This window comes from Acinetobacter sp. PW68 (genome assembly GCF_020982655.1).
Taxonomy (GTDB): Bacteria; Pseudomonadota; Gammaproteobacteria; order Pseudomonadales; family Moraxellaceae; genus Acinetobacter; species Acinetobacter towneri_A.
The window spans coordinates 1,310,273-1,331,723 of record NZ_JAHZSX010000001.1 but is presented as its reverse complement, the minus strand read 5'-3'; the positions used below and the strand labels follow the sequence as shown (position 1 = coordinate 1,331,723).

Below are 21,451 nucleotides of genomic sequence, written 5' to 3'. Positions count from 1 at the left end.
GTTCCCCTTTTACTTGGTTTTTTGTATTTGTAAATTATCATAAATTTGAAATTTATGAATTTGCGATTGCGCCGCCTCGACCATAGTATGAGCCACTTGTGTAGCGCTTACTGGCTTATATCTAAAATGATCGGGAATAAATCGTGATATTTTAAGATACAGCTTTTGCCCTAAATCTTCTAAACGCCGCTGTTCTTTGCGCTCACCCAATAATAAAGATGGACGTAAAATTGATACTTTATCTAAGTCCAAGCTTTCAATATATTGTTCTAGCTCGCCTTTGACACGATTATAAAATACGGCTGATTTAGCTTGTGCACCCAAAGCACTGACCAATATGTAATGCGTACCCTTCGCCTGCAATAGTTCGGCAAAATGTGCATTGATAGTATAATCCACAGCATAAAATGCCTGCTTTGAGCCTGCCTTTTTTAAGGTTGTGCCTAAACAACTGAATGCATGACTATAACCGCTCACATCTTCATCATTGAGCAATAAAAAGTCTTCAAGGAGTAACGTCTGGACTTTTTCTAAGCGATTTAATTCCGAGCAAGGTTTACGCAAAACAACGGTGATTTTTTTACATTCAGATAGCTGATTCAGCCGTTTAACCAATTGCTGTCCAACTAAACCATTTGCACCAATTACAATTGCATTTTGAATAGAATTTGTCATTTTTTAAACAATCTCTGAGGCTTAAAGCTAATCTAACTGTTTCTTTCCTATTTTTCTGCAGCTAAAATGTTGTCAAAGCATGTCAAGACTTGACTTAACTGTCTAGTTTCATCAAAATATGGCACTTGTTTACGGGCTGGTGATAATTCTTCTGATGTTGGTTTTCGGAAGTAATTGCAGCCCGCCCAGACCAATCTATTTCAAGGAGTGCACGAGTGGCAAACTCTGCTCAAGCTAGAAAACGTGCTCGTCAAAACGTTAAAGCACGTAAACACAACGCAAGCTTACGTTCTATGGTTCGTACTTATTTAAAACGCACAATCGCTGCTATTGCTGCAGGCGATTATGCGGTTGCATCTGAAGCTTACAAAAAAGCTGTTCCAGTGATTGACCGTATGGCTGATAAAGGCATCATCCATAAGAACAAAGCAGCTCGTCATAAGAGCCGTTTGAACGCTCAAGTTAAAGCTTTAGCTTCTAACTAAGTGTTAAACAAAAGAAGCCCGTTAGGGCTTTTTTTGTGTCTGCTATCTCACTTGCGCTTCCAACTGTTACTTAAAATTAGGCATTTCAACTTACTTAAAGCTTTTTAGCCATGAATACGAGCATTTTTACCGCAGGTTGAATACAATCGCTTTATTGCGAAATATTCCGTGTCGATAATAACTTCTCGGCTTGATGCACTTGATGCGTTCAATGTTCTACTTAAACTTTCTGACGAAATTGTGAAATATCTAAAGTGTGAATCTGACCGCGCCAAATCCATTTTAACTTAGACTCTAAAAACTCGTCGCCTTCAAACCAAACAAATAAACCTTCCATCATGCCTGGCCAATCGGCTTGTGTGACTTCCTTGCGTCCAGAAATTACCGCAATAATTGCGGCCAGAATCGTATCGTGACTTACAGCCAAACTGAGTCCGTAGGGGTTGGTCGGATGAGTGTTATAAATCAGCTCAAGAACATCTACCACCCCATGAATCGGATGTTTCATGCCAGGCAAGGCCTTGTTTACAAAACTATTGATAAAGCCTAAAGCGCCCTGCTCCTGAAAATATGGACCTGCCTGCTTGATATCAAGTACAAAGCTTCCAGGCTCAACCAACAATCCTTGTTCTATAATTTCAATGTGATGGGTATTAGGTTCAAGGGTAATACCATCCGCTCCACGAATCATTAATGCAGCTGTATCGACACAACGCTGAATAGGACTTGAAATACAGTGTTGAATCACTCGATCTGTATTTCCAACCAAGTAGCCTCCCCATGCTTCGGCTAAATCACGGCCTTGATCTGTCAACTGCAAATTATAGCCAGCCAAACCCTGACCCTCGACAATTTCACGAATAGAATGACGGGTAAATAAAGTCACAGGCGTCTGTGCATCTGGCAATAAATCAATTGCTTTAAGCATACTTGCAGGGAGTAATTCTAATGCCATGATCTAGCCAAAATTTTTAACTTGGTTACTTGACACTATACCATGTTCAGCACTTTGCTCAATGTGACTTTGCCATAAGTTCAAGTGCTTGTAAGGCAATCTTTTTCATCTGTGTATTTTTATAGGCGATAAAACCACCATTTAGCAATGTATCGCGCTGATTGTATAAAAATGGCCGCCCCTTAAAATCGACCAATCCACCACCAATTCGTTCCAGCAAGCATTGTCCTGCACTAGTGTCCCATTCCGAGGTTGGATGAAAACGTGGGTAGACATCGACACGATCTTCCAAAATCATGCAGAATTTATACGCACTCCCTGCTTTTATTTCTTCAAAATCGGTTAACTGTGCCAAGCTTGTTAAATAGTCTGCATAGTGTGACTTTTTTTGACTGCTGTGGCTTAAACCAATTTTTAGAATTGAAGATGTTACCTTTGGTGCTGGCTGATAGAGATACCATTGCTGAGTTAAAATATCATATTTGAATGGCATACCCTGTTCTGGGCAAAAATAAATCGTGTGCTCGCCCGGTACAGCAAGCACCGCAAAAGTTGTTAGCGCACCACAAATTAAACTTAAATTAATGGTAAATTCTGGACGTTGATGTAAAAACTCTTTGGTGCCATCTAAAGGATCTAGCAACCAAAACTTCTGCCATTGGTGGCGCTGATCTTGTTCACCTTCTTCTGACAATACAGGCAAATTTGAAATTTCTGCCAAAGCCTGCATTAAATAATAATTGACCCGATAATCAGCTTGCGTAACAGGAGAATCATCAATTTTCTTTTCGACATCAAAAGCAGCACCTGAACAGTAATCTTGAAATTCCTGATTTAAAATTTCACATGCCTGCTGCATGATTGACAACAACTGTAAAATTAAAGTATGCGTTGGCGCCGTTGTTTTTATAAACATAACAATCCTTTTTAGACCGTATCTAAAGGTCTAATTTTTCATTACTTTCATAAAAATATTGTAATAAAAATTACGGCTGATACGTAGCAAAAAAATCAGTCTCTTAATATGCTAAATCAAGACTTTAAGTTTCAAAGGAATTCATTTTTTACATGAATTTTATTTATTCAGCGCTAAGTTAATTAATTCTTAAATGGATCAGATAAGCTTTTTTTGAACATGGAAAAAGTGAGTGCAGCACTGACCATTAATAAAATTCCCACAATAACCAAATAAGTTTCGCCACCAACAAAACCAAAAATAATTGCAGCAATACCCAATAAACCCAAAATAGTGGTAATGGCAATTCCTAAAATGGACATCACAATTCCTTATAAATTTTCTTAATGATGAAAAATTGACATTATTCTCAGGGATCGCTCTGTGACATTCATGCATCTTTTGATAGTCAAAGCGTAACATTTGATCTTACTTTACAGCATTTATATACAGAACTTATACTCAAATAGACTAATCACATCCTATTTCATTTCACTGAGCTTGCTGAATATATTAAGTGCAAATTATGACAACTTGATGCATTTGATTAAAACAACTGAAATAACTATGCTTACTCTGTAATAGACTTCTTTCATAATTTTTTAATCCCTCATTCAGCAGCCTTATCCACTTGCGGATTAATCATCATGGTGAACCATACATGGCGCAAGAGAAAGGGCTTTCATTCCAAGTTTTACAAATGATTGGTGATCAAATTTTTTCTAAAAGAATTACAATTCATTCCAAAAAATTCATAGCATTGATTCATAAAAAAACCCGATCTGCATCAATCTGGTTAAATTTAAAGGTATACAAGTTTGTACACTTAATAAAAACCGACTTAGATTTTAAATCAAAAATCGATCAATCCTTTTCTAGAAAAGTTAACTCCCCCTCATCTGAGGTAATTTTAATTTTTACTTTACGATAACTGCGTTTATCTGGATTTAATGCCGATTCTGAAACATGATGGGCGAATTTCTCATCTCCCATTAAATGCGCAAATAATTTATAGCCAATCCGCATTTTCTTAATTTTCTTCTTCTTTTTCTCAAACTCATCGAGTTGTTTATCTAAGTGTTTTAAATCTAAATACTGTTGTTCGGCCATTACTAGCTCCCTAATTTAAAAAATTTACCATTCAATTTCTATGCTTGTACAGACAAACAAATACAGAAATATGTCAAAAAAAATGTTTTTGTGAACGCTACAGTAACTTTCTACAACTGCCGCATCTCAGTTGTTTATATGAAAAACCTACACAGTACTTATCTATTTAGCCTAACATGATTTGGCTAAAAATAAGACAGTATTTTGAGTTATGCCTCAAGCATGTTTAAATGAGTCTGTTTTTTCTGCCTTTTGGCAATTGCTTTATGGTTTAAGGTGTCTAAATGCGCAAAAATATCATCATGTTTGACATGGACGGAACGCTGTTAGATCTCGCTTATGATGATTTTATTTGGAATGAACAACTGCCCATTCAATATGCAGAATTACACGCCTGCTCTTTAGAACGCAGCAAAGAAATTTTATACGATTTTTATCAAGCGCATAGCCACACCTTAGAATGGTATTCCTCACGTTTTTGGACGGCCAAAGTGGGGGTGGATATGCTTACTCTGCAACTTGAATATAAAGACCAAGTCATGTTGCGTCCACAAGCTATCGAGTTACTGGAATATTTAAAAAATAATGGCTATCGTATTTGGCTCACCACCAATGCAGATTGTGCAGGTTTAGACTTTAAATTAGCACATACGGGTTTAGCAAAATATTTTGAAGTGATTGTTAGTTCTGAAAGTATTGGTTATGCCAAAGAGCGTGTTGAATTTTGGCAAACATTGCAACAACAACATGCATTTAATCCTGAAGATTGCTATTTTATTGATGACACCGAAAAGGTGCTTAATGGTGCTAAAGCCTTTGGGATTGGACATTTATATAGTATTGCTCAGCCATCCTCAGCAAAACCTTCGCGTCAGACTTGTAATTACCCTATGTTGCACCAATTAACAGATTTAATTCCTGTCTTAGAACAATTTGAGGACACTCAAAAATATGCCTAAAACTTCGTCCCATGAAGCCATCGAAACGATCCGAATTGATAAATGGCTATGGGCTGCACGTTTTTTCAAGACCCGTTCTATTGCAAAAGCTGCCATTGAAGGCGGCAAAGTACATCACAATGGCGAGCGCGTTAAGGTTTCCAAAGAAATTCGTGTGGGAACTGAACTGACCATTCAACAGGGTTTTGATAAAAAAACTGTATTGGTCAAGGCATTATCGGGTGTACGTGGTCCGGCACCCATTGCTCAGCAACTTTATGAAGAAACTGAAGTGAGTATTGCACGCAGGGAATTGATTGCGACCCAAAGAAAGTTGCATAATCTAGCACGACCTGATCATCGACCAAGTAAAAAAGACCGTCGTGACATCAGCAAATTCAAACAAGAAAATGATCAGCAATTTGACCAATTTTGGTCATATAATGATGATTAAATAGAGCGTCATAGTTTGTCGCAAAAGCTATGACATAAATAGAACTACAGGAAAATTTCTGTCACTATATCCCATGTGGAAAAGATTGAAGTAAATGCATCCACTTGAGTATATTATTTCGTGACATCGTATTGAGGTTGTAAGATGGATGAGAATAAAAGCAAGGCGTTAAATGCGGCGCTTAGCCAAATTGAAAAACAATTTGGTAAGAACACTGTCATGCGTCTAGGCGACAACACTGTGCAAGCGGTAGAAGCCGTATCTACAGGTTCATTGACCCTAGATATTGCATTGGGTATTGGTGGCTTACCTAAAGGTCGTATAATTGAAATTTACGGCCCTGAATCATCAGGTAAAACCACAATGACCCTGCAAGCCATTGCAGAATGTCAGAAAGCTGGTGGAACCTGTGCCTTTATTGATGCCGAACACGCGCTTGATCCTCAATATGCACGTAAACTTGGTGTAGATATTGACAATCTTTTGGTGTCGCAACCAGACAACGGTGAACAAGCCCTTGAAATTGCCGACATGTTGGTACGCTCTGGTGCAATTGACATGATTGTGGTCGACTCCGTGGCTGCCTTAACCCCTCGTGCCGAAATTGAAGGCGAAATGGGTGACTCACACATGGGGTTGCAAGCACGCTTAATGAGTCAAGCATTACGTAAAATCACGGGTAATGCCAAGCGCTCAAACTGTATGGTGATCTTCATTAACCAAATTCGTATGAAAATTGGGGTAATGTTTGGTAGCCCAGAAACTACAACAGGTGGTAACGCGTTGAAGTTCTATGCTTCTGTTCGTTTAGATATTCGTCGTGTAGGTCAGGTTAAAGAAGGTGACGAAATTATTGGTTCAGAAACCAAAGTTAAAGTCGTAAAAAATAAAATGGCTCCTCCATTTAAAGAAGCGTTATTCCAAATTCTTTATGGTAAAGGCGTTAACCACTTGGGCGAGCTGGTCGATTTAGCCGTTCAACAAAATATCGTACAAAAAGCAGGTGCTTGGTATTCTTATCAAGGTGATAAAATTGGTCAAGGTAAAAACAACACCATTCGCCACCTTGAAGAGCATCCTGAGCTTGCAAAAGGCATTGAAGAGATTATTCGTGAACAACTGTTGACTACAGGTCAAGCTGCACCAGTAGAAGATAAAGACGAAGAAGAGTTTGACTTACTTGATGTTTAAGATGACCAACAAACCGATTTAAATAAAACGCTCTACGGGGCGTTTTATTGTATATGGATACCCCTTATTATGTCTGAGCCCAAATTCCCAAAACTGATTGATTATGCTGCGCTAAAACAACAATTTGGCGAAGATGAACTATCATGCAGCCAAACTAAGCAGGCATATTCAGAAACAACATCTGCCCTGCATTTTGCTTTAAATTCTACGCCTAACATCAATAAACAATACCCTGCTCATACAGAAGCCATTGATGATCAAGAATACAATGAAGACCCTGACGGACAGCAAAGCAAACGCCTAGGACTCACGGGTTCTCGTCTACGCAGCTACGCCTTTGCTGTCTTAACGCGTAAAGAATATTCTAAAAATGACTTAATTGAAAAACTGGCTTTATATGCAGAACATCGTGATGAAGTGATTGAATTAGTCAATGAACTGGCACGTGAAAATTATCAGAGTGATCAACGTCTTGCAGAAATGTTACTGGCTAGCCAAAAGCGGCAAGGTAAAGGGCCAAATCGTATTAAAATGGCACTCAAAAACAAAAAAGTGGATAGCAGTTTAATTTCAGAAGAACTTAAAGAAACTGATTGGACAGAACAAGCCTATCAACTAAAAGTAAAAAAATTCGGTACAGAAGTCGCAAATGAGCCAAAACTTAAAGCCAAACAAATTCGTTTTTTACAGTATCGAGGCTTTGATATGGATGCAATTATGAAAGCAATTCGTAGAAAAGAGCAAGATTTTTAAAATAATGGATATAAGATAAAAATAAGTAAAAGATAAATAGAATTATTATTTTAAAACTGGTGGCAACCCTACCAGCAAGCCTTCGGCACATCATAGTTCCACTACCGCTGCTACCTTCCGGTCCTGACGGGGTTCGTAGAGTACAATTGCGAAGTAACCAGCAGGGCTACCATTGCAAAAACAGAGTATAGAGATTTTTAACAAACTTGCAAGCGTTGTTCTGTATTTACTTTTACAAAGCTATCCAATTGATTATTTTAAAAACAATTGAAGACATTTATAAAATAACGTCACTTAAAACTAAAACTTGGCTATGCTGATATTTCTCAAATGGCTTGCGATGTAAGCTAAAACTTCTTCAGATTACGTTATGAGTCAGTCATATAGAATGACTAAATTTCCTGCCTCATGACTTATATCAGCTAAAAAATATGCGTTGTCGCAAACATAGACGAATGATCATCAGACTCTCAATCAACCATTGTAAAATTATTTTGAGATTCAAATCCTAGATTTACCCACATTGCGCTGTGATTGATGATAAGTTTGTAAAAGCTTATTGCAATTCCACGCGCGGACGTTTTAAATGTGGAAAATACCAAATCAACAGATTGAGTCTAAGACCCTTAAGGACTCAGCTACACAAGATTAAGATGGATATTCAATTATGCTAAAAAAGCATGCACTCTGTGCTCTTGCCCTACTGTGCGCAACGCCTGTATTTGCCAATATTCCAATTGAAAGCCATAACCTCAGCCAAAGCAGTGCTGGTTATGCTAATAGCCCTGCAATTGCAACGAGTAATATGGCACCTGCCAATGTATCGACCAATATCAATTGGCAATTGATGCAAAAAAACCAGCAACTCGAAAATGACATCCGTCAGTTACGTGGCAAAATTGAAGAACAAGACAATGAAATTGCACAGCTCAAACATGAATTGCAAAATCGTTATACCGATTTAGATCAACGTTTAGAACTGCTTCAACAAAAAATAGACCCTGAATCGGCTCCTGCCGCTGAGGAGGATAACCAAAAGGATACTGCACCCAGCGCCAGCAACAACCAGTTAAATAACAATACCCCGCAATCTGAGCAAAATACAACGCATGTTAGCCCAACAGCTCAAGGTTTAAATAACAATATTGAGCTAGAAAAAGCAGCCTATACCGTTGCATTAGATGCTTATAAACAAGGTGGTGCCAAAAAAGCGATTGCACCCATGCAAAACTTTATTAAAAACCACCCAAACAGTGTGTATATCAGCAATGCTTATTTTTGGTTAGCTGAGTTTAATTTAGCGATTGAACCGACCAATTACACCGAAGCCAAAAAAAATTTTGAAATTGTCGCAATGAAGTATCCTCAATCTGCAAAAGCATCAAGTGCCTTGTATCGCTTATATAGCATTGCGCAAGACGTAGATAAAAAACCTGCTTTGGCAACGCAATACAAAAGTAAAATTTTGAGCCAGTACCCAAAGTCTGAAGAAGCAACTTTCTTTAAATAAGTCAAAAAAAAGACATCCGAGGATGTCTTTTAATATTCTGATGCTAGAAACTCAAAACTTAACGCACAATACCACGTTCAGATTGTTCTAAAGAATCAATTAAACGCTGCGCTTCTGCCACATTTGGCAAAATATCACTGCGAATTTGCTGAATGGCTTGCTCAGTGGTTAATCCAGATTTGTAAATGAGTTTAAAGGCTTCACGAAGACCTTGAATCACATCCTTCGACCAACCTTTACGACGCATTCCTTCGACATTCATTGCAAATGCATGTGCAGGATTACCAGAAACCATGACATACGCAGGCACATCTTTAAGAATAAGCGATGCACCACCAATCATGCTATAAGAGTCAATTTTACAAAACTGGTGAATCCCTGAGTTTCCACCGACAACCACATAATCCCCAACGTGCACGTGACCTGCCACACCCACGTTATTGGCAAAAATATTGTGATCACCCACCATACAGTCATGCGCGATATGCGTATTGACCATAAGTAAGTTATGACTACCAATTTTGGTCAGACTATTATCTTGCACCGTACCACGATGCAAACTGCAGTGTTCACGAATTTTGTTGTGATCGCCAATTTCTAGCCAAGTTTCCTCACCTGCATATTTCAAGTCCTGACAGACCTCACCTACGCTAGCGAACTGGAAAATTTCATTGTGCTGACCAATACGGGTGTAACCACCAATCACTACATGCGAATGAAGTTTTGTACCCTCACCAATCGTTACATTTGGTCCAATAATACAATATGGACCGATCGTGACATCTGAAGCAATTACTGCAGATGAGTCAATAATAGCGGTTGGATGAATGAGTGGGTTATTGCTCATGCTTGCTCTGTTTTCTGATGCGAAACCATAATTTCCGCGGTTGCTGCGACGACGCCATCTACGGTGGCGATACAATTATATTTGTAAATGCCTCGTTTTTGCATAACTAATTCGGATTTTAATACAAGTTGATCGCCTGCAACGACTTGTTTTTTAAATCTAACTTTTTCTGCGCCTGCAAAAAGGAATAAAGAACCTGCGCTAGGTTTCTCATTATTCATGATAAAACCTAGAATACCCGACACTTGTGCCATCGCTTCAACGATTAAAACACCTGGCATGATCGGATAATTTGGGAAGTGTCCTTGCAAGAATTCTTCATTGATTGATACGTTTTTATAACCCACGATACCGTTATCAGTGACTTCTACAATGCGGTCAACCAATAAAAACGGATAACGATGGGGTAAATATTCACGAATGGTTTGAATGTGCATTGGCAATTCAGGTTTAGTGAAGGTGCTAGAATTCGACTCAGTCATCATAATTATTTACGCAATTTAAAAGTTGATTCAAGGGACTCAATTTGAGATTGCATATCATCAAGTCTTTTCACCAATTGGGTCAATGGCACATCTGCTAATTGTCTAAGCCGCACAACAGTACGTTTCCACTTTTGATTTTCAAACAAGCCAATACCAGAGGAATATTTTCCTGATTCAGAAATATTGTTTGTGACCATTGACATTCCGGTCAAAGTCACATTATCGGCAATATTCAAGTGCCCAGAAATCGCACTTCCACCACCAATGATACAGTTTTTGCCAATTGTCACACTTCCAGCCACGGCTGTTTTTGCTGCTATTGCCGTATGAGCACCTAATTTGACGTTATGCGCGATTTGCACAAGGTTATCAATAATGACACCATCTTCCAAAATTGTATCATTTAGCGCACCACGATCTACGCTGCAATTCGAGCCAATACGAACATCATTACCAATAATCACAGAACCCAATTGCGCAATTCTGTGCCATTTACCTTGATAAGGCGCAAAACCAAAGCCTTCACCACCAATTACAGTATTGGCATGTATACGCACGCGATTGCCAAGTTTAGCTTCGCCTGTTAAGGTCACGTGCGAATCAATAAAACACTGTTGACCAATTTCGACAAAGTCATCAATTTTACAGTGCGATTGCACAATCGTATTGTCACCCACCACGCAATTTTCACCAATCACCACATAATGACCAATATAAGCACTCTCCGCAATGATGGCTGAAGGATGGATTTGTGCTGTACTTTCTATACCGCGTTGCGTATGTTTACGCTCAAATACATGAGTCAGAATTGCAAAAGCCAGATACGGATTCTCAACCACAATAAAGTTGTGATGATTGTCTAACTCAGCTTGTAGTGAAGCGGTCACAATTAAAGCCCCCGCTTGGGAGCTACGTGCTTGTGCTAAATACTTATCGCCATTTACGAATGTAAGTTGATCTGCTTGAGCACACTCAAGGCTTGCCAAACCTCGCAAACGTAAATCGGCCTGTCCAATGTATTGACCTTGAACTAGAGCAGCAATGTCTTCTAAGCGATAATATTGAGAACTCATTGATTATTTAATTGCGTTAACCTTTTGAATCATTTTATCAGTTAAATCATACTTCGGGTCATAGGCAAGTGCTGAGTTTTTATTCAAAACCACATCCAAACCATTTTCTTTACGCAATTGTTCAGCAACTTGCTTTAAACGAGTTTCAAAACCGTCGTTAATTTTGTGCAATTCTGACTGGACACGGGTTTGTACAGTTTGTTGCAAACTATTAAATTCTTTCAATTTGGCTTGAAACTGTGTATTCATTTTTTGCTTTTGAGCGTCTGATAAATTCGTAGCCTGCTGCGCGCGTTGCTGCATGGTTTCTAATTCTTTTGTCAGTTGCTCAAGCTTAGTGGTTTGTGGTTTGACCGACTGCTGCAAAGCCAGATTTTGCTGTTTGAGATAACTGCTATTTTCTACAACACGCTCTAAACTTACCACACCATAGCCTGCAGCATGTGTCACTGTAGCCAGTGTAGATAAACCAAACAATGCCAAACTCAATATTGTTTTTTTCATATGCTACATCCTGTGTTTAAACGATCCAACACGGGTCGTACTTAAAAAGTACGACCAATTTCGAATTGGATATTTTTAGTGTCATCGCCATCTTTATCATTCAACGGATACGCATAGCTGAGTGACAATGGGCCAATCATGGTAATCCAAGTAAAGCCTACACCTACGCTATAACGCATTTCACCGAAGTCGAAGCCGTAATTGTCTTTACAGTACTTTCTTAAGTCAGCAGATGAAGAAATATCGCACTGAGTATCAAAGACTTGTGCGCCTTCTGCAAAAATCACTGGACGAACTTGACGTGTCCAATCCCCTTTAAATGGCACTGGTAACGCCAATTCTGTACCGAATTGGACTAAAGCATTACCGCCCACTTCTTCCAAATCGTAATTTTCCAATGAATTATGTTCTGCATAAACACTGTCATATTTAGGCCCAAGCGTGCTGTTGTCATAACCACGCACCGAACCATAACCACCCGCATAGAAGTTTTTATAGAACGGCAAATCATTACCAAAACCTAACTTACCATAGCCACGTAAGACAAAATCCTTGCCTAATGGGAAATAAGCCTGTGCATCATAAGTCACTTTTTGGAATTCTACATCACTACCAGGCAAAGCAATTTCAGCATTAACACGATGCGACATACCATTGGTTGGGAAAATTGGACGGTTTAAGGTGTTATACGACCATCCCAAGTTTAGATTGTAAGTTAAATAATCACCAGAAAAACGATCAGCTTTAAGTTCTGTTGTACAAGGATCATTATTATCTACACAATAATTTGATGAACCAATTTCTTTACCACCATTTTCCAATAAATAGTCACGAATATACGTTGAAACTCGATTACCCGTTGTAACTTCAGTCTGGTCAATGTTTAAACCTGCGCTAATACTTTGGTTTTCATCAATTGGGTAACCGAAGTTAATGCCACCACCAAAACTGTCTGTCACATAGTTATTAACGTTATAGTCATCATCTAGTTTGGTTTTACGGTAGTACATGTTGTAACCACGACGCACACCATCAATTGTGAAGTATGGGTCTGTCACACTGAGGTTATAGTAATCCTGCGTTTCAGAACGTGATAAATCAATCGAAACTGCGTTACCTGTACCCAAAAAGTTGGTTTGGCTTAAACCCGCTTGGAATGTCACACCACCGCTTTGCGAGAAACCTACCGCCAAAGTACTGGTACCTGAGTGCTGTTCTTCTACATTAACATTTAAGTCAATTTGGTCAGGCACGTTGGGAATACGCACTGGCTTAACATCAACAGTTTTAAAGAAACCTGTACGTTCTAAACGGACTTTAGATAAGTCGATTTTTTCATTACTTGCCAATGCGCCTTCCATTTGACGCATTTCACGACGGAGCACTTCATCGGCAGTTTTACTGTTACCTGCGAAGTTAATACGACGCACTGTAACTTGCTGACCTGGGTTAATGTAGTAGTTTAAATCGACCAGTTTCGTTTCTTTGTCAATTTGCGGCACAATATTAACTTCGGCATAGTAATAGCCTGCATTGCCATATTTACGTAGCAACAATTGTTTCACCGCATTCACTTTTTCTTGTGAATAGGTTTCACCATCTTTATAAATTTGCAGTGCGGTCAGTTCTTCAGGTTTGTATAAAGCATCACCCAAAAACTTGCTTTCGCCAAACTTGAATTGCTCGCCTTCATCCACCGAAACTTCAACAAAAATATGCTTTTTGTCTTCGCTCAAGTTCAAGCTAGAGTTAGTGATATTGAAGTTGATATAGCCTTTATTAAGATATAACGCACGTAATGCTTCCAAGCTTGCTGCCATTTTTTCGCGTGCGTAGCGGTCATTACGGGTAACAATCGAACTCCAGCTACTTTCTTTAACAGCAAATGCCTGCTTAATATCGCTTTCTTTAAATACCGTATTGCCAATAATGTTGATATCCACCACTTTGGCAGCTTTGCCTTCAACAAATTCTACGGTTAAATCTACACGGTTATTTGGGCGTGCTGTGGTAATGACGCGTACATCTGCATCATAACGACCTTGCTGCATATACTGCTGTTCAAGCTCAGATTCTAAAGTTTGTAGTGCAGACTTTTTCAGCACTTCACCTTCAGCAACCCCCATTTTCTTTAAACCATCTTCCAATGCTTCTTTTGGAATAAGTTTGTTGCCTTTAAATTCAACCTTAGAAATGATTGGGCGCTCAACCACTTTAAACACTAAAGTGTCCGCTTCGCGACTGGCCTGAATGTCATCAAACAAACCTGTGGCATAGAGTGAGCGAATCGCATTGGCCAACACTGCTTCATTGACACGATCACCACTATTGACTGGAATCATTCCATAGACATTGGCTGGCGTTAAACGAACAAGACCATCTATTTTTATATCTCGCGCAATAAATTCATCTGCTGCATATACTTGTTGTGTTGCCGCCATTGCACTAACCAGTGCCAAGGGCATAAATAAATGTGTGTGCTGCATGCCAGTCTTTTCCAGTGTTAAATTTATTTCGTTTCTACGTTGTTACAAACGCATAATGTCATTAAATAATGCGAGGAACATCATACTTCCAAGCAGTACCATACCAATTTTTAAACCAACTAATTGTATTTGTTCAGAAACAGGTTTTCCACGAATCAGCTCGATAAAATAATAAACTAAATGCCCGCCATCCAACATTGGAATGGGCAATAAATTTAGAATTCCTAAGCTTACGCTCATAAGTGCCATAAAGGAAATAAAAGTTTGCCACCCCATTTCCGCACTTTGCCCTGCGACTTTGGCAATAGTAATTGGGCCAGATAAGTTATCTAAACCAATTAAACCACGCACCATTTTGACAATAGAATTCAAAATCATGCTAGACAGCTGACCTGTTTTATCTACCGCCATCAATAAAGCTTCACTCGGGCTATATTGAATGGTTTGCTTATAATCTTCTGGAATAACAATTTTCCCAGGATCACTTTGCACACCCAACACCCCCGAAACATTGCCCATATTGTCACGTTTGCCTTGCGGCATAACTTCCAGTTGCTGCACTTGATTGTTACGCAGCACATCTACTTTCAATAGTTTTTCTGGCGATGCCTGAACCACTTGCACAACATCGTACCAGTCATTCATTTTGACGCCATCAATCGCGATAATTTGATCGCCGACTTGCATACCTTGACGAATGGCCGCACCATCTTCACTTAACTTACTAACAATTGCAGGAATTTGTGGGCGATACGGTGTAAAACCCAAGACATCTAAAGGTGATTGGGATTGATCATTTAAGAAATTTTGAATGGGTAAGCTAAATGTTTTGATTTCACCTGCGCGTTCCGCCTGTACCTGAATCTTGCCTGATTCACCTACACGATCTACCAAGGCAAAGTTCAGCTTTTCCCATGTCGTCACAGGCGTACCATCAATGGCGGTAATCTTATCACCTAATTGCATTTGCGCTGCCGCCGCAGGTGTATCTTCCAGTACCTTACCCACACGGGTATTCAACTGTTCTTGAGAGGGTAAAAATAATACCCAGAACAATAATATGGCAAAAATCAGGTTGATTAACGGACCTGCTGCCACAATCGCAATACGTTTCCACGGATGCTGACGATTAAAGGCATAAGGTAGGTCTGCTTCTGCAACGTTTTCTTCGCGTTCATCTAGCATTTTGACATAGCCACCCAAAGGCAGTGCCGAAAGCTGATATTGAATCCCCGATTTTTTAGACGTCCATTTTAAAATGGTTGGGCCAAAGCCTATGGAATACACCAAAACTTTGACGCCTAATTTACGTGCAACAAAGTAGTGCCCAAACTCATGAATTGCAATTAAAGGTCCTAGCAAAAGAATCGCTGCAACCACAATAAATAAGGCACTCATGCTTTACCTTCCTTTATTCAACACAAAATGCTGTGCAACAGTACGGGCATTTTGGTCTGCCTGCAAAATCAGTTCAATACTTTCTGCAGCTGAATTTTGTATTTGGTTCAAAGTATGCTCAACCACTGTCGCAATTTCGGTAAAACGAATTTTTTTCTGCAAGAATGCTGCAACTGCGATTTCATTTGCTGCATTTAAAATAGCAGGCGCCAGACCACCTTCTTGCATGGCTTGACGTGCCAGACTTAACGCAGGAAAACGTGTGGTATCAGGTGCTTGAAAATCAAGCCGATGATTGACAAACAAATCTAAAGGCGGAACATGCGTTTGGATACGCTGCGGCCATGCCAAAGCATGCGCAATTGGCGTACACATATCAGGATTACCCATTTGTGCCAAAGTTGAACCATCCACATATTGAACCATGGAATGAATAATACTCTGTGGATGAACCACAACTGTAACAAAGTGTTCTGAAATTGCAAAAAGATGACACGCTTCGATTAATTCCAAACCTTTATTCATTAAGGTCGCAGAATCTACCGAAATTTTTTGTCCCATAGACCAATTTGGATGTTTGCAGGCTTGTGCAGGGGTAACGTGTTGCAGTTCTTCTAGGCTATGATTTAAAAATGGACCGCCTGAAGCAGTCAGTAAAATTTGTGATACGCCTAGCTGAGGTTGTCCATTTCTTTCGGTTTGTAAATAATGTTCAGGCAAACATTGAAAAATCGCGTTATGTTCAGAATCTACAGGCAATAACAAAGCACGATGTTCACGTGCTGCCTGCATCATGATGTCGCCCGACATCACCAAAGCTTCTTTATTGGCCAATAACACGCGCTTACCCGCTTTAACCGCAGCCAGTGTAGGCAATAAACCTGCCGCACCGACAATGGCTGCCATCACCACATCCACTTCAGGATGTTCGGCAACTGCGATTAAACCCGCCTCATCACTTAAAATTTCAATCCCTGAAATGTGTTGCTGTGCAAGTAACTGCTGCAATTCATCAACCTTTGCCGCAGGTACAACCACAATTTTAGGATGATACTGTTTGCATATTTGAACCAGTTCTTGAATTCGGCTATGTGCCGTCATGGCAAAAACTGAATACTGCTCAGGATGTTGTTGCAGTACTTTTAGGGTGCTTTGTCCAATTGAACCTGTCACACCCAAGATACAAACAGCTTGTGACATTTATAAATCTACGCCAATAAGTTTTAAAACATACATACCTGCAGCAAAAATTGGAGCTGCGGCAAGTAAAGAATCAATCCGATCTAGCACACCACCATGACCTGGCAAAACTCGCCCAGAGTCTTTAATACCTGCACGGCGCTTAATCATGGATTCAAATAAATCGCCCAATACTGAGCTAAATACCGTAAATACCGAAAGAATCAAAAATAAAATATGTTGTGCCAAAGTTAGGTCCAAATACACCACTTCGACAACAATCACAATTAGCATGGCAGTAAACACACCGCCATATAAGCCTTCTACTGACTTATTTGGACTGACATTTGGTGCAAGTTTTTTCTTGCCTAGTTTGCGCCCAACAAAATAAGCACCCGAGTCTGCACCCCAAACCAACAAGAACAGGTACATTAACCACCACGGTGAACTGTTCCATACGGAAAAAATTGCAGTTACTGCAGCAGAAATCAAAATAAAACCAATAAAGCTTAAGCTTGGGTTATACCATGCATCGTATTCTGGGTAAGACTTGACCCAATAAATGCTGAGTAACCATGTCAAAATAGAAGCTGCCCAAAGTAACAAGGCAATATCACTAAAATAAAGTGCCATTGCTGCCAAAGCGGCAGTCAATAGACCAAAACCCCAAGCCACAGGCTTGAGGACGTATTTCGTTTTTCTTGGCATGAGTTTAAACCACTCATAGCCTGCAACCCCTGCTGCAACAATCATCAGCATAAACATTGGATAGTGCGACTGAGTTGCAAACATGCAACTCAAAACCACAGCAACCAATACCAATGCGGTAATAATCCGCTCTAACATGTATTAATTCTCAATTTTCTCTTGTTGAATTTGCTCAGAAGTTTTACCAAAACGGCGTTCACGACCACCAAATACTGCTAGTGCATCGTCAAATTCTTCTATGCTAAATTCAGGCCACAAGGTTTGGGTAAAATACAATTCAGCATACGCAGCTTGCCAAAGTAAAAAGTTGGACAATCTAAAATCGCCACCTGTACGAATCAACAGATCGACAGGTGGTAGGTCTGCCAGACTGACATATTGACCAAAAAGTTGTGTATCTATTTGTTCAATATCAATTTTATGCGACACAACATCTGCTGCAATTTGTTTTGCAGCTTGTGCCATATCCCACATACCACCATAACTAATGGCAATTGTGAGTGTCATGCTGTTGAAATTAGCAGTCCTTTGTTCGGCATGCAACATTAACTCACGCAAATGCGGCGACAAACGCGAACGGTCACCAATAAAACGTAAGGCAATATTGAATTTTTCCATGCGTGGTAATTGCTCATGAATTGTGGTTTCCAGCAATTGCATGAGTAAATCCACTTCAAACTGCGGACGATTCCAGTTTTCACTCGAAAAAGCAAAAACGGTTAAAGCTTGAATGTGTTTTTTTCTACAATGTTCAACAATCGGGTCAAGTACATCTTTACCAGAGCGATGTCCTTCCCCTTTTTGCATTTGATTTTTTTTTGCAAAACGATTGTTGCCATCCATAATGATGGCAACATGTTTTGGCAAAGACGCGCTGTCTTCCGATGTGGTCATTGATTAGACCTTCATCAACTCAGCTTCTTTTGCAGCAAGACGCTTGTCAACTTCTGCAACGTATTTGTCTGTGATTTTTTGAATGTCATCTGCTGCACGACGTTCATCATCTTCAGAAATTTCTTTTTCTTTCAATAATGCTTTGATGTCGCCCAATACATCACGACGGATGTTACGAATGGCAACTTTGGCATTTTCTGCTTCAGAACGCGCAACTTTTTGCATGTCACGACGAGTTTCTTCAGTCAATGCTGCAAGCGGTACACGAATTGCATCGGCTGTAATTGGGTTTAAACCCAAATCTGACTCACGAATTGCTTTATCAATTGCAGACACCATTGAACGCTCAAATGGCTGAACTAATAAAGTCCGTGAGTCTTCTACACCAATGTTCGCTACTTGGTTAAGTGGCACATCGGAACCGTAGTAAGAAACCATCACACCATTTAAAATTGATGGATGTGCACGACCTGTACGTACTTTGGCAAAACCATGTTCTAAAGACTCTAAAGTCTTGCTCATACGTTCTTCGCTGTCTTTTTTAAGATCGTTAATCATAAGATCTTCCTTACTGTATTCTAAAATTTGAGTCAAAATATAGGGTTAAATTAGACCGTAGTATAAAGAGCTTTGTGGCTCACGTACATTAGTTCGTAACGTGAGTTCCTTCTTTTTCGCCCATCACTACAGAAAGCAAAGCACCTGCTTTATTCATATCAAAAACTTGCAACGGCACATTGTGGTCGCGGCATAAGCAAATTGCAGTTAAATCCATCACACCTAATTTTTCATCTAAAACTTGGTCAAAGCTAAGTGTGTCGTATTTCACCGCATCTTCGTATTTACTTGGATCTTTGTTATACACGCCATCAACTTTGGTCGCTTTTAAAATCAAGTTAGCTTCAATTTCGATACCACGTAAACACGCTGCAGTATCTGTGGTAAAGAATGGATTACCTGTACCCGCAACAAATACGCACACTTCACCTTGCGTCAGGTGGCGAATCGCATCACGGCTTGAGTATGACTCAACCACTGTACCAATAGGCAATGCCGACATTAAACGGGTCTTAATGTTACGGCGCACCAAAGCATCACGCATGGCTAAACCATTCATCACCGTTGCTAACATCCCCATTTGGTCGCCTGTTACACGGCCAACCAAACCATCTTTTTGTAATTGGCTGCCGCGGTATAAGTTACCACCACCGACAACAATACCCACTTGCACACCTAAACCAACCAAGTGTGCAATCGCCAAAGACATTTGATCGAGCACTTGCGCATCAATCCCCATGTCTTTATTACCCGCAAGCGCTTCACCCGATAATTTCAACAAGATACGTGCATAACGTGGCTTTTTTGAATCTAACATTGTTATTACTCCAATTCTAAATTCTAAACTTTAATTTTTTACAATCTGTATAGCTTGTAGCTTGCAAGCCAAATCTGCAAAGCATTATGCAGATTTGACCTGAATCAGCTTGGCAAATAAGTCGTATTCATCGGCATCGGTGATTTCAACCTCAAGCAAGTCACCTGCTTTAATCACGCTCTTGTCAATATCTTCTACAAAGACGTTGCCATCAATTTCTGGCGCATCTGCATAAGAACGTGCCACTGCGACTGGAAACTCTTCTTCCAAATCATCTACCAACACAGTCATGGTTTGACCAATACGTTTTTGCAGTTTGGCTGCCGAAATTTCTTGCTGCACCTGCATAAAACGCTCATAGCGTTCTTGCTTGACTTCTTCTGGAACATGATCAGGCAAATCATTTGCTGCCGCACCTTCAACAGGTGAGTATGTAAAACAACCCACGCGGTCTAATTGCGCTTCTTTAAGCCAATCAAGCAAAATTTGGAAATCTTCTTCTGTTTCGCCAGGAAAACCCACCACAAAGGTTGAACGAATTACCAGCTCAGGGCATTTTTCACGCCAGAGTTTTAAACGCTCTAAGGTGTTTTCGCTGTGTGCAGGTCGTTTCATCAACTTTAATACTTTTGGGCTGGCGTGCTGGAATGGAATATCCAAATAAGGCAAAATTTTGCCTTGTGCCATTAAATCAATTACAGCATCGACATGCGGATATGGATAAACATAGTGCAAACGCACCCAAATACCCAATTGGCCTAAGGCTTCACACATATCATAGAATTTGGTTTTAACAGGCTGACCATTCCAAAAGTCCAATTTGTATTTGGTATCTACGCCGTAGGCAGAAGTATCTTGCGAAATCACCAATACTTCTTTTACACCTGCACGCTTCAGAGCCGCAGCTTCTTCTAATACTGAACCCACAGGACGCGAAACCAAATCGCCACGCATGCTTGGAATGATGCAGAAAGTACAGCGATGGTTACAACCTTCTGAAATTTTAAGATAAGCATAATGTTTAGGCGTCAAACGAATGCCTTGTTCAGGTACCAAATCAATAAATGGATTATGCTTTGGTGGTTCAGGAACATATTGATGCACCGCTTCCATCACGTCCTGATAAGCCGCTGCACCAGTAACTTTGAGTACATTCGGATGCATTTGACGAATTTTATCTTCATCTTTACCCAAGCAACCCGTCACAATGACACGACCATTGGCATTCATGGCTTCGCCAATCGCATCTAAAGACTCTTGTACTGCAGATTCAATAAAACCACATGTATTGACAACAACTAAGTCGGCACCTTCATAATCAGATGCGACATCATAACCTTCAGTTTTTAACTGAGTTAAAATTCGTTCGGAATCTACCAATGCCTTAGGACAACCTAAAGAAACAAAACCGACTTTGGGGGATTTCATAGAATCTGCACTCCACTAGAATGCGCGTATTGTATGACTTTTCTTTGC

The 21,451-nt window shown here is 39.8% G+C and carries 23 protein-coding genes and 1 other RNA gene; 6 read left to right on the top strand and 18 right to left on the bottom strand.

The features are described 5' to 3' along the window. Positions 1 to 9: 9 nt before the first annotated feature. On the bottom strand, positions 10 to 675 hold the full coding sequence (locus K1T76_RS06365) for an NAD(P)H-binding protein (protein WP_230244740.1): 666 nt from the start codon (positions 673 to 675) through the stop codon (positions 10 to 12). 215 nt (positions 676 to 890) lie between these two features. On the opposite strand from K1T76_RS06365, the gene rpsT reads away from it, so the two are divergent. Next, positions 891 to 1,160, top strand: coding sequence for a 30S ribosomal protein S20 (gene rpsT, locus K1T76_RS06360; protein ID WP_019836483.1), 270 nt, complete (start codon positions 891 to 893; stop codon positions 1,158 to 1,160). Between the two features lie 220 nt (positions 1,161 to 1,380). Here the strand turns inward: rpsT and K1T76_RS06355 are convergent, their stop codons facing one another. The 4 genes from K1T76_RS06355 to K1T76_RS06340 form a co-directional block, all read right to left on the bottom strand. Next, a complete protein-coding gene (locus tag K1T76_RS06355; RefSeq protein WP_230244738.1) occupies positions 1,381 to 2,115 on the bottom strand; it encodes a histidine phosphatase family protein in 735 nt (244 codons plus the stop codon). A gap of 58 nt (positions 2,116 to 2,173) precedes the next feature. Next, complete coding sequence (locus tag K1T76_RS06350) at positions 2,174 to 3,031, bottom strand: 3'(2'),5'-bisphosphate nucleotidase CysQ family protein (protein ID WP_230244736.1); 858 nt, start codon at positions 3,029 to 3,031, stop codon at positions 2,174 to 2,176. Between the two features lie 182 nt (positions 3,032 to 3,213). Next, entirely contained in the window at positions 3,214 to 3,393 is a 180-nt protein-coding gene (locus K1T76_RS06345) for a hypothetical protein (RefSeq protein ID WP_019836486.1), read from the bottom strand. Positions 3,394 to 3,934: 541 nt separating this feature from the next. Continuing rightward, the gene (locus tag K1T76_RS06340) at positions 3,935 to 4,180 is read right to left on the bottom strand and encodes a hypothetical protein (RefSeq protein ID WP_004976684.1); all 246 of its coding nucleotides are present in this window, start codon (positions 4,178 to 4,180) and stop codon (positions 3,935 to 3,937) included. Positions 4,181 to 4,464: 284 nt separating this feature from the next. On the opposite strand from K1T76_RS06340, the gene K1T76_RS06335 reads away from it, so the two are divergent. The 4 genes from K1T76_RS06335 to K1T76_RS06320 all read left to right on the top strand — a co-directional run bounded on the left by K1T76_RS06335 (position 4,465) and on the right by K1T76_RS06320 (position 7,516). Further along, complete coding sequence (locus K1T76_RS06335; protein WP_230244734.1) at positions 4,465 to 5,139, top strand: HAD-IA family hydrolase; 675 nt, start codon at positions 4,465 to 4,467, stop codon at positions 5,137 to 5,139. Beyond that, positions 5,132 to 5,572: an RNA-binding S4 domain-containing protein gene (locus K1T76_RS06330; RefSeq protein ID WP_019836488.1), complete on the top strand. Its 441-nt coding sequence runs from the start codon at positions 5,132 to 5,134 to the stop codon at positions 5,570 to 5,572. Before K1T76_RS06335 ends, K1T76_RS06330 begins: the two co-directional genes overlap by 8 nt. A gap of 144 nt (positions 5,573 to 5,716) precedes the next feature. Further along, positions 5,717 to 6,763: a recombinase RecA gene (recA, locus tag K1T76_RS06325; protein WP_230244732.1), complete on the top strand. Its 1,047-nt coding sequence runs from the start codon at positions 5,717 to 5,719 to the stop codon at positions 6,761 to 6,763. Positions 6,764 to 6,832: 69 nt separating this feature from the next. After that, positions 6,833 to 7,516 (top strand): regulatory protein RecX, encoded by a 684-nt coding sequence (locus tag K1T76_RS06320; protein ID WP_230244724.1) that lies wholly within the window; start codon positions 6,833 to 6,835, stop codon positions 7,514 to 7,516. 66 nt (positions 7,517 to 7,582) lie between these two features. Here the strand turns inward: K1T76_RS06320 and ffs are convergent. After that, an RNA gene (ffs, locus tag K1T76_RS06315) (signal recognition particle sRNA small type) lies at positions 7,583 to 7,679 on the bottom strand. 501 nt (positions 7,680 to 8,180) lie between these two features. On the opposite strand from ffs, the gene K1T76_RS06310 reads away from it, so the two are divergent. Continuing rightward, positions 8,181 to 9,026 (top strand): YbgF trimerization domain-containing protein, encoded by an 846-nt coding sequence (locus tag K1T76_RS06310; protein ID WP_230245634.1) that lies wholly within the window; start codon positions 8,181 to 8,183, stop codon positions 9,024 to 9,026. 58 nt (positions 9,027 to 9,084) lie between these two features. On the opposite strand, the gene lpxA is transcribed toward K1T76_RS06310, so the two are convergent. The 12 genes from lpxA to rimO all read right to left on the bottom strand — a co-directional run bounded on the left by lpxA (position 9,085) and on the right by rimO (position 21,403). Then, complete coding sequence (lpxA, locus tag K1T76_RS06305; protein WP_019836491.1) at positions 9,085 to 9,873, bottom strand: acyl-ACP--UDP-N-acetylglucosamine O-acyltransferase; 789 nt, start codon at positions 9,871 to 9,873, stop codon at positions 9,085 to 9,087. Then, complete coding sequence (fabZ, locus tag K1T76_RS06300) at positions 9,870 to 10,358, bottom strand: 3-hydroxyacyl-ACP dehydratase FabZ (RefSeq protein WP_004976697.1); 489 nt, start codon at positions 10,356 to 10,358, stop codon at positions 9,870 to 9,872. Before fabZ ends, lpxA begins: the two co-directional genes overlap by 4 nt. A 2-nt stretch (positions 10,359 to 10,360) precedes the next feature. Beyond that, positions 10,361 to 11,431 (bottom strand): UDP-3-O-(3-hydroxymyristoyl)glucosamine N-acyltransferase, encoded by a 1,071-nt coding sequence (gene lpxD, locus K1T76_RS06295; protein WP_230244722.1) that lies wholly within the window; start codon positions 11,429 to 11,431, stop codon positions 10,361 to 10,363. Between the two features lie 3 nt (positions 11,432 to 11,434). Then, positions 11,435 to 11,935 (bottom strand): OmpH family outer membrane protein, encoded by a 501-nt coding sequence (locus K1T76_RS06290; protein WP_230244720.1) that lies wholly within the window; start codon positions 11,933 to 11,935, stop codon positions 11,435 to 11,437. 41 nt (positions 11,936 to 11,976) lie between these two features. Continuing rightward, on the bottom strand, positions 11,977 to 14,277 hold the full coding sequence (gene bamA / locus K1T76_RS06285) for an outer membrane protein assembly factor BamA (RefSeq protein WP_442780696.1): 2,301 nt from the start codon (positions 14,275 to 14,277) through the stop codon (positions 11,977 to 11,979). 186 nt (positions 14,278 to 14,463) lie between these two features. Continuing rightward, positions 14,464 to 15,819 carry an RIP metalloprotease RseP gene (gene rseP, locus K1T76_RS06280; protein ID WP_230244717.1) on the bottom strand — a complete coding sequence of 452 codons (1,356 nt, stop codon included), beginning with the start codon at positions 15,817 to 15,819 and terminating at the stop codon, positions 14,464 to 14,466. A gap of 3 nt (positions 15,820 to 15,822) precedes the next feature. Next, entirely contained in the window at positions 15,823 to 17,019 is a 1,197-nt protein-coding gene (ispC, locus tag K1T76_RS06275; protein ID WP_230244715.1) for a 1-deoxy-D-xylulose-5-phosphate reductoisomerase, read from the bottom strand. Continuing rightward, on the bottom strand, positions 17,020 to 17,844 hold the full coding sequence (locus tag K1T76_RS06270; protein ID WP_230244706.1) for a phosphatidate cytidylyltransferase: 825 nt from the start codon (positions 17,842 to 17,844) through the stop codon (positions 17,020 to 17,022). It abuts the gene before it with no gap. Between the two features lie 3 nt (positions 17,845 to 17,847). Beyond that, the gene (gene uppS / locus K1T76_RS06265) at positions 17,848 to 18,600 is read right to left on the bottom strand and encodes a polyprenyl diphosphate synthase (RefSeq protein ID WP_230244699.1); all 753 of its coding nucleotides are present in this window, start codon (positions 18,598 to 18,600) and stop codon (positions 17,848 to 17,850) included. A gap of 3 nt (positions 18,601 to 18,603) precedes the next feature. Then, positions 18,604 to 19,158 (bottom strand): ribosome recycling factor, encoded by a 555-nt coding sequence (frr, locus tag K1T76_RS06260; protein ID WP_004976711.1) that lies wholly within the window; start codon positions 19,156 to 19,158, stop codon positions 18,604 to 18,606. 88 nt (positions 19,159 to 19,246) lie between these two features. Continuing rightward, positions 19,247 to 19,975 (bottom strand): UMP kinase, encoded by a 729-nt coding sequence (gene pyrH / locus K1T76_RS06255; protein ID WP_180169125.1) that lies wholly within the window; start codon positions 19,973 to 19,975, stop codon positions 19,247 to 19,249. A gap of 84 nt (positions 19,976 to 20,059) precedes the next feature. Continuing rightward, a complete protein-coding gene (rimO, locus tag K1T76_RS06250; RefSeq protein WP_230244691.1) occupies positions 20,060 to 21,403 on the bottom strand; it encodes a 30S ribosomal protein S12 methylthiotransferase RimO in 1,344 nt (447 codons plus the stop codon). Positions 21,404 to 21,451: the final 48 nt, after the last annotated feature.

Bases quoted from the DNA above. Each gene is read 5' to 3' on its own strand.
- rimO (WP_230244691.1), bottom strand. From the start codon at position 21,403: ATGAAATCCCCCAAAGTCGGTTTTGTTTCTTTAGGTTGTCCTAAGGCA.
- K1T76_RS06270 (WP_230244706.1), bottom strand. From the start codon at position 17,844: ATGTTAGAGCGGATTATTACCGCATTGGTATTGGTTGCTGTGGTTTTG.
- K1T76_RS06365 (WP_230244740.1), bottom strand. From the start codon at position 675: ATGACAAATTCTATTCAAAATGCAATTGTAATTGGTGCAAATGGTTTA.
- K1T76_RS06290 (WP_230244720.1), bottom strand. From the start codon at position 11,935: ATGAAAAAAACAATATTGAGTTTGGCATTGTTTGGTTTATCTACACTG.
- uppS (WP_230244699.1), bottom strand. From the start codon at position 18,600: ATGACCACATCGGAAGACAGCGCGTCTTTGCCAAAACATGTTGCCATC.
- pyrH (WP_180169125.1), bottom strand. From the start codon at position 19,975: ATGTTAGATTCAAAAAAGCCACGTTATGCACGTATCTTGTTGAAATTA.
- K1T76_RS06345 (WP_019836486.1), bottom strand. From the start codon at position 3,393: ATGTCCATTTTAGGAATTGCCATTACCACTATTTTGGGTTTATTGGGT.
- K1T76_RS06340 (WP_004976684.1), bottom strand. From the start codon at position 4,180: ATGGCCGAACAACAGTATTTAGATTTAAAACACTTAGATAAACAACTC.
- rseP (WP_230244717.1), bottom strand. From the start codon at position 15,819: ATGAGTGCCTTATTTATTGTGGTTGCAGCGATTCTTTTGCTAGGACCT.
- lpxD (WP_230244722.1), bottom strand. From the start codon at position 11,431: ATGAGTTCTCAATATTATCGCTTAGAAGACATTGCTGCTCTAGTTCAA.
- K1T76_RS06350 (WP_230244736.1), bottom strand. From the start codon at position 3,031: ATGTTTATAAAAACAACGGCGCCAACGCATACTTTAATTTTACAGTTG.
- K1T76_RS06355 (WP_230244738.1), bottom strand. From the start codon at position 2,115: ATGGCATTAGAATTACTCCCTGCAAGTATGCTTAAAGCAATTGATTTA.
- recA (WP_230244732.1), top strand. From the start codon at position 5,717: ATGGATGAGAATAAAAGCAAGGCGTTAAATGCGGCGCTTAGCCAAATT.
- K1T76_RS06330 (WP_019836488.1), top strand. From the start codon at position 5,132: ATGCCTAAAACTTCGTCCCATGAAGCCATCGAAACGATCCGAATTGAT.
- bamA (WP_442780696.1), bottom strand. From the start codon at position 14,277: ATGATTCCAGTCAATAGTGGTGATCGTGTCAATGAAGCAGTGTTGGCC.
- frr (WP_004976711.1), bottom strand. From the start codon at position 19,158: ATGATTAACGATCTTAAAAAAGACAGCGAAGAACGTATGAGCAAGACT.
- ispC (WP_230244715.1), bottom strand. From the start codon at position 17,019: ATGTCACAAGCTGTTTGTATCTTGGGTGTGACAGGTTCAATTGGACAA.
- K1T76_RS06335 (WP_230244734.1), top strand. From the start codon at position 4,465: ATGCGCAAAAATATCATCATGTTTGACATGGACGGAACGCTGTTAGAT.
- lpxA (WP_019836491.1), bottom strand. From the start codon at position 9,873: ATGAGCAATAACCCACTCATTCATCCAACCGCTATTATTGACTCATCT.
- fabZ (WP_004976697.1), bottom strand. From the start codon at position 10,358: ATGATGACTGAGTCGAATTCTAGCACCTTCACTAAACCTGAATTGCCA.
- K1T76_RS06320 (WP_230244724.1), top strand. From the start codon at position 6,833: ATGTCTGAGCCCAAATTCCCAAAACTGATTGATTATGCTGCGCTAAAA.